Source organism: Rothia sp. HMSC069C01 (assembly GCF_001814655.1).
GTDB lineage: Bacteria > Actinomycetota > Actinomycetes > Actinomycetales > Micrococcaceae > Rothia > Rothia dentocariosa.
The window spans coordinates 188,849-202,187 of sequence record NZ_KV817381.1; the positions used below are offsets into that span (position 1 = coordinate 188,849).

Consider the following 13,339-nt stretch of genomic DNA (forward strand, 5'->3'; position numbering starts at 1 on the left):
GGGTTCTGTTGCATACAGAACCCAGCTTATGCGGAGCGCCTGAAGAGGTTTTTATGAGTGTCCAAGATGGGGGCAGTTCAACCCGAATCCGGATTTTCAGACGACCTCTTCTCTCTATATCAATCAGCGTTCAGCAGGCAATTAATATAACCCTTCGCGCTCTTCGCGGGTGGAAATGTAGATGTTTTTCACCTGCGTGTAGGCGGCGAGCATCATTTTGTGGGTTTCGCGGCCGATGCCTGAAGTTTTGTAGCCGCCGAACGGTGCGCCTGCGGGCAGACGGTTGTAGCAGTTCACCCAGACACGACCGGTTTCCAGTGCGTTGGAGACGCGCAGGCAGCGGTTGATGTCTTTGCTCCAAACTGCGCCGCCCAAGCCGTATTCGCTGTCGTTGGCCATTTTGACGACTTCTTCTTCGGTTTTGAATTTAATCACGGTGGCAACCGGACCGAAGATTTCTTCTTGGGCAACGCGGGCGTTGTTGTTGTCAGCCTCGATCAAGGTCGGCTCGACAAATTCGCCTTTGCCCAATTCGCCTTCGAGTTTTTTGCCGCCGGTGATGATGCGGCAGCCTTCCTGCTCACCGATTTTGACATATTTCAAAATGGTTTCAAGCTGGCCGGCGTTGACTTGCGAACCCATTTGGGTATCGTCTTCCCAAGGCAGTCCGACTTTGATTTTCTTGAACTCTTCCGCCAAGGCGTTGACGAATTTGTCGTAAATGCCTTCTTGTACGAAGATGCGCGAGCCGGCGCTGCACACTTGGCCTTGGTTGAACAAAATGCCTTTTTGCGCGCCTTCGAGGGCTTTGTCGAACGGCATGTCGTCAAAGAAGATGTTGGCGGATTTGCCGCCCAGCTCCAAGGTGGAGGGAATGAGCATTTCGGCGGCAGCGATGCCGATGCGGCGGCCGATTTCGGTCGAGCCGGTGAAGGCGAGTTTGTTGAAGCCTTTGTGGTGCAGCATGTATTCGCCGGATTTCGAACCGCGTCCGGTAATGATGTTCAGCACGCCTTTAGGCAGCAGGTGGTTAATTTTTTGAGCGAGCGACAACAGGCTCAGCGAAGTGCTGGAAGACGGGTGGATGACGATGGTACAGCCTGCGGCGAGCGCGGGTGCGATTTTCCAAGCCGCCATCAGGAAGGGGAAGTTCCACGGAATAATCTGACCGACTACGCCGATAGGTTCGCGCAATACGATGGACAGGTCTTCGGAGTCAAGCTGGGTTGCGGTGCCTTCTTCGCCGCGGATGACGCTGGCGAAATAACGGAAATGGTCGGAAGCCAGTGGGATGTCGGCGGCGCGGGTTTCGCGGATGGGTTTGCCGTTGTCCAGCGTTTCCTGCAAGGCGAACAATTCCAAGTTTTCGTCAATCACATCGGCGATTTTGTTGAGTATGGCGGCGCGTTCGGTTGTGGTGGTCTTGCGCCATGTTTTGAACGCTTCCTGTGCGGCGGCGACGGCGGCATCGACATCGGCGTCGGACGCGTCGGTAAATTTTGCCAGTGTTTCGCCGTTGGCGGGATTGTAGGAATCCAAAAGCGTGCCGGGGCTCGTCCACGCGCCGTTAATCAAAAGACCGTACTCTTTATCGAAAATATTCAAATCTTTTGCCATGATGCTGTCTCCTTAAAGTTGTCTTTATTGGGTTTTAGTTGTTTTTATTGGGTTTTAGTCGTTTATTCAACGTCATTTGAAAACAGGGTAGTATTTTTTCTCTTTCAGTTCAAGCTCTAAAAATGAGAGTGTTCTCGAAATTCCAAATATGTAATTTTGTGAAACGGAAAAAGCAGTCAAGTCACATCTTGATGATGTGTGGGGGTGAGGGCGGTTTGTTAATACATTTTAATTTTTCAGACGACCTTGCGATCACCGCGATACGCTCGCCAAGTATCTGGAACCTTCTGAAGCGCTTGATGGGGTGCGAGCCTGGAACTAGGAAAAACTATCCTTGCTCGTATCTGGAAAATCTGTAAAAATATAGTGTTAGCCAAGGCGAGGGCAGGTTCTGCCGTTATCGACGAGGTGGCGCATGGAATCCCATGATTTGCGCCATTATTCTCTTGGCGCATCACCCATCATCAAAGAATGGAGATTACCATGTCTGAAATTAAAATTGCTGCCGAGCCCCGCACCGATTTCGGTAAGGGCTATGCACGCCGCATCCGCGCTGTTGGCGATATCCCCGCCGTTATCTACGGCAATGGCAAAGAGCCTAAGCACGTGATCCTCCCCGGCCACGCGACCACCATGGCTGTTCGCAACAAGGACGTCGTTCTGGTGATCGAGGTTGATGGTGAGCAGTTCAAGACTCGCGTGCAGGATATTCAGCGTCACCCGATCCGCCCCGAACTGCAGCACATCGACCTGCTGTTCGTCGACTAAGGTTAGGTAGACGAAGGAGCGCGCGGCGCATCAACGTTTACGCCGGAACCTGCTTTAGAGGTTTTTAGGCAACGGTACGGCTCGTATCTGCTTCTGGCGGGTGCGAGCCGCTTCCATATTCCCCGCCAACTTACGGCGTACACCCATCTTTACCGTTTGGCTCAGGTGCGAGATAGCCGATCAGTAACCGCCTAATCCGCCCATAGTTTTATCCGGTTTACCGAGTAATCTCTACTGAGCATTTTTTATTTCTCACCCTATAACCCGCAGGAAGGTACACGAGAACATGTCTGATGCGTGGCTCATCGTCGGCCTGGGCAACCCCGGACCGCAATACGCGAAAACCCGCCATAACATCGGGCAGATGGTGCTCGATAAAATCGCCCGTGAAATGGGCAGTACCTTCAAGAAGCATTCCAAAGCATCCGCTGTAGTCGTCGAAGGTCGCCTAGGTATAGGCGGTCCCAAGGTTGTACTCATGAAATCCCTCGGGTACATGAACACCTCGGGCGGGCCCGTATCTGCGGTCGCAAAATTCTATGGCATCGACCCCGATCACATAATCGTGGTGCACGACGAGCTTGATATTCCCTTCGACACCATCAAACTCAAAATTGGTGGGGGAGAAGGCGGCCACAACGGCCTGCGCGATATTACCAAGGCGCTGGGCACCAAAGACTATTACCGTGTGCGCGCTGGCATCGGTCGCCCACCCGGGCGCATGAACACCGCCGACTATGTGCTCAAACCCTTCACGGCAGCCGAAGCCAAAGACCTGCCGTTCCTGATCGACAACTCCGTCGATGCGGTCGCCATGCTTATCACCGACGGGTTGACGGCGGCGCAGCAGCGCTTTCACAGCGCATCCTAAATATGTGCAGGGCACGGACGCTCGAAAAACCGCACAATTCGGTGCCTCTACATTACATCTGTCGGATAAGCCCAGCAGCAAACATGACGTCCCGTTACGCCCGTAGCTATGGTTAGGCAGATTTCCTAGGCTATTGCACACACCTAACTAGGTTTTGCTCGCGCCAAGGAATAAGCTAGAAAAGCATGACGTTATAGCTCCACAGACACTAAGCTCGGGCGCACAGCCCCGACCTAACGTGCCACACAGCAGGGGTCTCAACGCCATGCGGCGCGCCTGAAACCGGTCAAGAGAAAAGGAACAACCGTGGCAGAATACTCAGTCCCCGCCAACACGCCGCTCAACGATGACACCGTGCGAGCGTTGCGCGCAGACTTCCCTATTCTCAACACCATCGTCAACGGCAACCCGCTCGTCTACCTCGATTCCGGCGCCACCAGCCAAAAACCACTCCAAGTTCTCAATGCCGAACGAAACTTCTACCTGCACGCCAACTCTGCGGTACACCGCGGCGCGCACACCCTTGCCGTTGAAGCCACCGAACTCTTCGAACAGGCCCGCACCACCGTTGCCGCCTTCGTAGGAGCCCGCGACGAAAACATCGTCTGGACCTCCAACGCCACCGAAGCGCTCAACCTTGTCGCCTACTCAATAGGCAACGCCTCCCAAGGACTCGGCGGCGAAAAAGCCCAACGTTTTGCCCTGAAACCCGGCGACGAAATTCTCACCACCGAAATCGAACACCACGCCAACCTCATACCCTGGCAGATCCTCGCCCAACGCACCGGTGCAACCCTCAAACACATCCCCTCCACCGACGACGGACAGATCGACTACGAAGCCGCCGCCCAACTCGTTACCGAGAAAACCCGCATCCTCGCCTTCACCCACGTCTCCAACGTCACCGGCGCTATCGCGGATGTGCCGCGCTTCGTCTCACTCGCCCAAAAAGTCGGTGCCCTCACCGTCCTGGACGCCTGCCAATCCGTACCTCACATGCCGGTAGACTTCCCCGCGCTCGGTGTCGATTTCGCCGCATTCTCGGGGCACAAAATGCTCGCCCCCACCGGCATCGGTGCGCTCTACGGCCGCGCCGAGCTTCTTGACGCGCTGCCCCCATTCCTCACCGGCGGCTCTATGATTACCCGCGTCGAACTCCAAGACGCCGACTATATGCCCGCCCCCATCAAATTTGAGGCGGGAACCCAGCGCGTCTCCCAAGCCGTCGCCTTTGCCGAGGCAGTACGCTACCTGCAGCACCTCGGCATGGATAACGTACACGCTTGGGAACAAGAACTCGGCGCGCGGCTCGTTGCCGGGGTGCAGAACATTGAGGGCGTGCGCCTGCTAGGACCCACCGACCCGAACAAACGCGCCGGGCTCGTCTCCCTCGGCATCGATGGGGTACACCCGCACGACGCCGGGCAGCTGCTCGATACGAAAGGTATCGCCGTGCGCGTAGGTCACCACTGCGCCCAGCCGCTGCACCGCGGCGCCGGACTGACGGCCTCGACCCGCGCCTCCGCATACCTCTACAACACCACCGAAGACATAGATGCATTCCTTGCCGCGCTCGCCGAGGTACGCCCCTACTTCGGGCTGTAAAGAAGCCGTTACTCATATACACAGGATTGGATAATTCATGTCCCTAGAATCGCTCTACCAAGACATTATTCTGGAACACTCAAAGCAGCGCACCGGCGAACACCTGGTGGAGGTACCCGCCGGGCACGCCAGCGCCGACAACCACCAGTACAACCCCACCTGCGGAGACGAAATCAACCTGCGCCTCGTGCTTTCTGATGAGCAGAAAAACGGCGAAAAGGTCGTTGAATCGGTCTCGTGGGAAGGCGACGGCTGTTCCATTTCGATGGCGGCGGCATCGGTGCTCTCCGAGATGGCACCGGGTATGACCCTGGGGGAGCTGCAGAACCATGTGGATGCGTTTCGTGAGATGCTGCGCTCGCGCGGTCAGATTACCCTGGATGAGGAAGAATACGGCGATATGGCGGCATTTTCCGGGGTTTCAAAGTTTATGGCCCGCGTCAAATGTGCGATGCTCTCATGGGTGGCAGTCGAAGAGGCAGCCCGCGAGGCAAGCACGAAATAAACGCATCTATGGGTAGGCTTCTGTGCTGACCCTAAAACATAGCTTCACCCATCGAGCGGCTCTCCGGTCACCATGACCGAAGGGCCGCTCTTCTATGTGCATGCACATATGGCATATAGGGTTTTGAACTCCAAAGAAGGAGGACTTCAAGAACATGAAATCGTAGTAAAAAAAATTTTTGAACATTTTTATAACCCTCTACCGAAAGTACAGATTATTTTCAAGAATCCTTGTAAGATGAAAAGGTACTTTCACTATTAAGCCTTCCCGAGAAAGACGACTTAGCTATGCGAGATACTGACAAGCTTCATGTAAACCACAACGATGTTGTTTATAGTCAGGAAGATGCGGCTGCGCTTGCTCGTGCTTTTGATGATGCGGCCCGTAAGCTGGGAGACTTCCATGGCAAGATTCGCTCCGAGGGTATGCATGCTGCCCAAGAGTTCCGTGGTCGGTACGCCACATTATTTGTGCTCAATTATGGTCAGTGTATGGATGATGCCCACAGGCTGGCAGATGCATGTCATCGTGCGGCTGAGGCTGTGAGGAAGATCGCTCGGGCGGCTGAAGCTGAGCAGGATAACCGCCGTCGGGCGCGTCAGGCTGAACTGTCTCGTGACACTGCACGCTCAGTGAATGGAGATAAGGCTGCAGCTTTTGGTGCGCATGAAAAACGTGATCCTTTTCGTCCTGCCTACCAGGCTCAGCCGGGACCTGAGATCGAAGTTAACCCAGGGGTTAGCCCTAACGCTAATACTAAACCTACTTTGGGGCGTTTGGGAGAGGTGCCTCATGAACCTGCGCCGCCTGCGAGTATTGCTGAACCAAAAAGTTCGAACAGCGAGAAATATGCTGAAGGTTTAGCTTCTTCTGGTGGTACTTCTTCTGCAGATCCTGACGCTTTGGAAAAATACACGAACTTTGTCCTGAACACGCTCAATATTGAGATGAATGCTGCGTTCACCGCAGTTAGCAACGCCTATGATACGTACTTGAAAACATGTCAGTGGGGTGTGCTGATTATCGATACGTTGTTGCTCTCAACGCAAAATTGGATTTTGGATAATGATAATGATGCTGCCTGGATTAATGCGGTAGCTCAGGCGTTTCGTAATGCTGGTGCCGGAGTGAAATTCACGGTTTCAGATGCTGCGTTAGCGTCTTCAATTCAGCAAGCCGGTGTAAATCCTGGGCGTAAATGGTTAGAGGTCGCTGACGTTCAGGTTTTCGGCACACAAATTTCGAGTGGTTATGCAAACGATCCCGTGAATGTGGCGACGGGTAACTTCATTGAGGAAGAGCGGGATCTTTCTGTCGGATCTGTTTCGTTGGTGCGGATGTATAACAGTATCGCTGCTGCTGGGGCGGCGTCTACGCATGAGGGATATGCGGCTCCGGTAGGCGCGTTTGGGCCTGGGTGGTCTTCTACGGTGGATACGCATTTGGGGTTTACGGCTTCGGGTGTGGTGTGGGCTGATGTTGATGGGCGGCAGGTCTTCTTTGCTCGTGCTGGGGCTGGGTTTGCTCGGGCTGCTGGGGAGGCGTGGTGGCTGCATCGGTATACGGTGAACCCAGCGGATTCGTCTGCGTCTCAGGCTTCTGATTCTGAGAATGGTGCTACTCATGATGAGGCTAACGATGGCGTGTGTGTGCAGGCTGCGCGTGCTGGGTTTGCTGCTGTGATTTCTTTGGCCGCTGAGCATTCTGACCAAGTGGTCTCTGACGGTGAGTTCTATGCGGTGTCGAATAATACCGGGCAGTACCATTACTATACGCGGGGTGGTGCCTGGCTGGGCTCTTGGGGTTCGGAGCCTGGTTCTGCGGTTGCCGCTATCTATGAGGACGCTTTCAATGGTGGTTCTTCCTCTCGTGTGCGGGCTATGGTGGGTGCTTTCGGTAAGGCTATTCGCCTCTCGTATGATGATGTTTCTGGGCGTGCGGTGGCTGTTACTGGGGCTGGATCTCGGGTGGAGTATGCCTATAGTGAAACGGGGCATCTGGTAGAGGTGACAACCTACGCTCTAGCCTCGCAGTCAGCATCTGATCCCGTGGATGAGCCTGAGAGTGCTGTCAAGGGTGGTACTGCTGCGGCTTGCGGCGTTATGGTTGCCTCGCGCGTGTATACGCATACCGAGGATGGTTTGGTGCAGACGGTCACGGGCACTGGCGGCGTGCGTGAGGTGACTAATGTGTATGGGGATCCGGATAATCCGGGGCGTGTTACCCAGCAGGTCAGTGAGCATGGTCGTGTGATTGACTATACGTATTTGCCGGGTGGGATTACGCAGATTACCACCGGTACCCATGAGAACACTCTAGCGGCTGACTCTGATGGCTCTGATGCTGCGGATACTGTTGAGCGTGCGCTGCATCCGAATACGTGGGTGTCTGATAGTAAAGGGCGTTTAGTCTCGGTTACGTCGGCGGAAGGGTCTACGGTTCGGTTTATTTATGACGCGTTTGGGAACCGGATTCAGGTGACCGATCTTGAAGGGTCGCGGACGGTGCGGTCTGCGAATACTCGTGGGCTTGTGGTGAAGGAGCTTGCTTCTACAGGTTCGATGAGTATTACCGAGTATGACAACCTGGACCGACCGGTTCACAAGCGGACATATGGCTCGAAGGATGAGTGGATTCGTAAAGATGCTCCGGTAAAGGTTATTTCATATGAGTATGCTGAGGAGGGTTTTTCGCGTCAGCCGGTTGCGGTGACGACTGATGGTGCCACCAGCCGGTATACCTATACATCGACGGGACAGATGTCGTCGGTGACGGATCCGACAGGGGTCGTGACGCGGCTTTCCTATGACGCTCGGGGGAATCTGACCGGGGTGCTCAATGCTGTGGGCGACATGCTCAAGGTTGAGTATGATGCCCAGGATCGACCGGTGGCGGTGATCTCTCCATCGGGGGCAACTATGCGGGTTGAGTATAACGTTACCTCGCGTCCTGTTCGGGTGATTGACCCGGCGGGGAACGCAACTGTGTATACATATACTCCTGCGGGTAAAGTCGCCAGTATCACGGATGCGGTTGGGGGTGTGCGCCGGTTTGAGTACAACGCCGCTGGGGAACTGGTTGCGCAGGTGGCACCTGATGGCGCCCGTACCGTGCGTGAGATCAACGAGCTGGGATACACGGTTGCTGAGACTGATCCGTTAGGGCATGTGACGAAGTTTGTCCATGATGGTATGGGCAGGGTTACAGAAAAGATTGACCCAGCCGGGAATGTGTGGGCGAGCCGGTATAACGCTGCTGATACCTTGGTGGAGCATACCGATCCGACGGGTGTGCTCACACGGGTAAGTCGAGATAGTGCTGCCGGTGAGATCACGCATCAGGACGGTGTTGGGAACACCGCGACGGTGGGATTTGATGCGCTGGGCCGGGTGATGAGCAGTATTGACCCGTCCGGGGCAGTCACGTCGTGGGCGTACCAGTTTTTGACTAACACCACGGCTGCCTCCGCGGGTGAAGGGGATCGGGAGCCCGCGCATCGTCAGGGTGCTTCAGAGCCTGTTCGCGTGCAGGATCCGACCGAGAATCTGGTGAGGGTTCCCGGTGCCCATGCGTTGCGGACGTGTACTGATGCTGCTGGTCAGGTTTCGGGTGAGGTGTGTGATGCTGCTGGGCGGGTGCTCAGGCAGGTGAGTGCCTCGGGGGCTGTGACGGAGTATTCGTATGATGCGTGTGGTCGGGTTGCCTCAGTGACAGATGCTGATGGGGTGATGACTGAGTACCGGTATGATGCGGATTCGCGTTTGGTGGCGAAGACTCGTGCTGGCGTGGTAGTGGAGTCTTTTGCGTATGACCTGTGTGGGCGTGTGTTGGAGCGTCGTGCTGGGACTAAGCTGGTGGGCAGGTATGCCTATGATGCTGCCGGGCGTGTGGTGCGGTGTGTGGATGCTGCTTGGGGCACCCGGTCGTTCTCCTATGATGCGTGTGGGCGTGTGGTTAAGGCTGTTTCCGGCGTAGGTGGAACATGCTTTTTTGATTATGACGGCGCGGGGCGCTTATTAGCGCGGCGTGTGGCTACGTCTGAGGGTTTTGCGACAACCTCGTATGCCTATGACGCGGTGGGGAACGTGGTGTCGGTGACGGACCCATTCGGGGCGGTGACCAAGTATGCGTATGATGGCGCGCACCGGTGCACTGAAGTCATGAATCCGGATGGTTCGCGGGTGTCGTATGCGTACGATAGCGCCGGCGAGGTGGCGAGTATGCATGTGGCTAAGCCAGGTGAACGCTTGGGTCGGTTGGCTTGTGAGTGGGTGCGGGATCGAGCCGGTCGGTGCCTGACGGTGAAGGACTATCTGGCGGGGGAGAACCTGGCACGGCTGGGCGCTCAGTGGTCTGCAGCTGCTACGGTCGCTACAGCAACAACCACCGTTGGTTCTGCTAACGCGAGTGCAACAACGGCTGCTGGTAGGTCTTCTATCGGTGTCTCGGATGGCGCGGAATCCGAAGCTGATGTGTATGTTCAGACGACCTACGTCTCAGATGCTTTGGGACGTTTGGTGAGGGTGGATTCTGCCCCGAAACTCGGGGATGAGGTTTCTGATACGGCGTTCTTTGCAGCGGGTAATCGAGTATCCGCTGCCGAGGATGCTTCTGCGGCTGAGGTGTTTGCATCTACGGGTGCGTGGAGTCTAGCGTACTCCTATGATGCTGATGGGAATGTGGTTCAGCGTACTACTCCGTATGGTTCTACCGTGTATGGGTATTCTCCGGGTGGGCGTGTTAGGTCTACGCAGCAGGTCCCTGCCGGTGTCGGGGTAGAGGACTCATCGAGTGTTGGTGATAAGCCTGGGGTGGCTGAGTTTGCTTATGATGCGCTGGGGTATTTGGAACGTGTTCAGGTTGGGGAGTGTGTCTCTTCGTGGGTGCGTGATACGTCCGGGGCCGTTATGGGGTACACCGAGGAAGTTCTCGGTGGAGCCGACGAGCCTAGTGGTTCATCGTCGGGTGTGGTGCAGGGCGTGCGGGTACGCCGGAATCCTGCGGGGAAGATTACTCGGGTGGAAGACACCGTTAAGGGTTCCTGGTGTGAGTACGCCTATGATGCTTCCGGCAGGTTGATCCGTGCGGTGAGCTCGGATGATGTGTCGGTGGTGTGGGTGTATGATCCGGTCGGATTGCTTATGAGGGAAGAAACCCATCAGGAAGGTTCCCTGGTTCGGGTGCGTGCGTTTTCCTATGCGGGGGAGCGGGTACAGACGGTACGCCTGTATGAGGCACTAGAGGATGGTGGTTCTTCCGTTGCACCTGTTGCGGGTGTGGTGGAGGATCTAGCCGGGTTAGATGCGTCATCTTTGGTGTGTACGGGATCGATTCAGTATTCCTATGATGTGCGGGGTTTCCGTACCGGGGCGGTTGATCATGCTGGTTCTGCTGTGAGGTGGGGCTGGGATGCTCTGGGCTCTTTAGAGCTGGTGGAGCGCATCAACCACACCCCTGAGTCTTTGCTGGGCAGTCATGTGGCTGCTGGTGGTGAGGATTCTCTGACGGGTAACTCGGCGGTGTGTTTTGCGGCATCGTCGGTTCGGAATATGCCGGTGGCTGTTGGGAGTCAGCAGGATGGGCAGGGGGCTGTTGTCTCGCCGCTGATCTGGGATACGACGGTACCTGATGCTGCTTCGTTGGTGGGTGTTGGTGTTACCGAGGCGGTTTCGGCGGGGTCTGTGCTTGGCGGGCGCGATAGTATCCTCACTGACACAGGTGCGGGAGCATATGGTTTTGGCACGGATATCTTCGGTGTCGCATCCCCGGTAACTTGGGGAAGCAACACCACTGCAGCTGCTGGTAATGGGTTGCCGGGTTTGCCTGCTGATGCGGGTTTGACGGCTCAGGGTGCGTTAGCAACCGTTGGCGGTGAGTTGATGGGTGCGCGTTTGTATGATCCTGTGACGGCTGGGTTTTTGTCGCCGGACCCTATGGAGCCTGTGGCCGGGGCGGGGTATATGGGTGCGTCGTATCTGTTTGCATCGGGTGATCCGGTGAATTTGCACGACCCCACAGGATTGCAACCAATCCCTGCTGAAGCTATGCGGAAGTATACCGAATATATTGAATCAGATGATTTTATTCGGGATTTTGACCGTGCTATGGCAGAGGAAACGAAACGTCACTGGGACGGTTTTTGGTCAGTGGATGGTTGGAAGAAATCTCTTGAAGAGCTCCAAAAAGATCCAGGACGATGGTTTAACGATCATGGCAAGGATGTTCTCGCGGGAGTCGTTTTTGTCGGTGGTTTATTGTTGATGATTCCCCAGGCTACTCGTGGTGTGGGTGGCACCATAGTTACTTCCATGTTATTTTCAGCTGTATTACAGAAGTGGGAGTACGGAGACCTTAACCCTGACCAACTCACGCTTGACGGTCTTCTTGGTGGTATTACTGCTGCTGCTGTCGTATTGTACCTGCAGCGCTTGGAAAGGCTTCAGAGTATGAGTGGCATGACCCTGCGTCTTGAGGCTACTCAGTTGAGTGTGAATGCTCCTCGTTTGGCTAGTAAGGGCCCGAAGAAGTTTGGCTTTCAGGATTTTTTTGCTGGTGGTTTCTTCAAATCTCAAGAAGCGGCTCCTTTGACAGGGTTGTATCGTGATGGCGCTGAGGGTGCTAGGACTGTCAATGAGTTGCGTCGTTTGCGCTATCCGAAGGTGGAGATCGAGGTTAAGCCTGTTGCTGGTGGTGCTCGTTCTGCGACGGAGGTTCCGCCGGTTGCGGTGTCGCGTGTTGATGTTCCGCAGGTTGCTCCGGTGGAGGGTTCTGGTGCTTCTCGTGGTGCTTCGCAGGTTCCGGTGAAGCCTGTGGAGGCTCCGCAGGTGGGCGAGGTTCCGCCTGCTTCGGGTGCTGGGTCTGGTGCTGCTGGTATGCAGGCTGTTAAGCCTGGTGGTGTGGCTGATGATGCTGTGGCGGCTCGTGGTTCTGCTGGTGTGCGTGAGCCTGAGGTGCAGCTGAGGCCTGTTGAGGAACCGAAGGTTGAGAACCTGCCTCCGGCAAAGGGGGCTGGTGCCGCTGAGGGGCCGACGGTTTCGATGCGGGATGTGCAGACTCATCTGGACGAGAAGCTGGAGGGTGTTCGTCGTAAAGAGTGGAGGGGGAAGGATAAGAAAGGACGCCCACGTACTGACTACTATGATTACGATAAATATATTGAAGAAGATAATAAATACCTTGATCTGAAAAGGAAAATAAAAGAGTATGAGGTAGATAAAAAACAAGCCGAACTTGAGGGCAGAAAATTTACCGAGGCACCCCCGGAGGATCCGGGGCCTCGTCCTCAGCATGCGTTGTGGAAGGGTGCTGAGGAACGGTTTGCGCCGGATTTGCAGACTGCAATGCAGCTTGATGAGGAGGGTTTGAAGCATCACCGGGTGGTAAGGAGCGAGGACTATCAAGGTCAGATTCCTCAAGAAACTGCTGAACACCTCCAGCAGGCTACGCAGAAGATCATGAAGGATGGAGCTCCTCCGCACTATCCTGGCGCTAATGAGGGCAGGAAATTTGAAAACCATCCTATGGATGGTGAGGGTGTAGGCGATATTTTGCCCACTACCGACGTTGAGGGGAATCCTATTACGTATACGGAGATGGATTTCATGGCTCCTCAACCGAAGATTGGTGAAAACGGTAGAGTTGAGTTGAAGCCTAACGGGAAGCCTGAGACGACTCGTGGTGATGACCGGTTGATAGTGGGGAGTAATGGCAGTATCTATTACAGTCCGGATCATTATCACACGTTTATCTTGATAGTAGAGTAAGGGAGAAAATAGAAATGGTTTATCAACATATACGTTCAAAGCCTTTTACCGCCCCTTTGTTTATCCGTGAGGGTGGGTACTGGGAGAACCATATGCTGCCTTACCTGGAAGCGGAGGGGTGGAAGGTTATTGTTGTTGACTGTGCCGGGGTAAAAACCACACTAGATTTTGCCTATCGTCTGGTTGAGAGTATTGAGAGTGTCTATGCTA

General features: G+C 55.1%; 6 protein-coding genes and 1 pseudogene. 6 read left to right on the forward strand and 1 reads right to left on the reverse strand.

Annotation, left to right across the window (positions count from 1 at the left end; translation table 11 throughout):
* Window positions 1–141: 141 nt before the first annotated feature.
* A complete protein-coding gene (locus HMPREF2981_RS02890; protein ID WP_070660675.1) occupies window positions 142–1,617 on the reverse strand; it encodes an aldehyde dehydrogenase family protein in 1,476 nt (491 codons plus the stop codon).
* Between the two features lie 483 nt (window positions 1,618–2,100).
* On the opposite strand from HMPREF2981_RS02890, the gene HMPREF2981_RS02895 reads away from it, so the two are divergent.
* The 6 genes and pseudogenes from HMPREF2981_RS02895 to HMPREF2981_RS11020 all read left to right on the forward strand — a co-directional run.
* Window positions 2,101–2,385: a 50S ribosomal protein L25 gene (locus tag HMPREF2981_RS02895; protein WP_048778589.1), complete on the forward strand. Its 285-nt coding sequence runs from the start codon at window positions 2,101–2,103 to the stop codon at window positions 2,383–2,385.
* Between the two features lie 286 nt (window positions 2,386–2,671).
* A complete protein-coding gene (gene pth / locus HMPREF2981_RS02900) occupies window positions 2,672–3,256 on the forward strand; it encodes an aminoacyl-tRNA hydrolase (protein WP_048753441.1) in 585 nt (194 codons plus the stop codon).
* A 306-nt stretch (window positions 3,257–3,562) separates the two neighbouring features.
* Window positions 3,563–4,861 carry an aminotransferase class V-fold PLP-dependent enzyme gene (locus tag HMPREF2981_RS02905; protein ID WP_070660678.1) on the forward strand — a complete coding sequence of 433 codons (1,299 nt, stop codon included), beginning with the start codon at window positions 3,563–3,565 and terminating at the stop codon, window positions 4,859–4,861.
* Between the two features lie 37 nt (window positions 4,862–4,898).
* Window positions 4,899–5,366 carry a Fe-S cluster assembly sulfur transfer protein SufU gene (sufU, locus tag HMPREF2981_RS02910; protein WP_070618790.1) on the forward strand — a complete coding sequence of 156 codons (468 nt, stop codon included), beginning with the start codon at window positions 4,899–4,901 and terminating at the stop codon, window positions 5,364–5,366.
* Window positions 5,367–5,653: 287 nt separating this feature from the next.
* Entirely contained in the window at window positions 5,654–13,129 is a 7,476-nt protein-coding gene (locus HMPREF2981_RS02915) for a DUF6531 domain-containing protein (protein ID WP_070660681.1), read from the forward strand.
* A gap of 14 nt (window positions 13,130–13,143) precedes the next feature.
* Window positions 13,144–13,339: pseudogene (locus HMPREF2981_RS11020) on the forward strand (hypothetical protein); the annotation flags it as partial.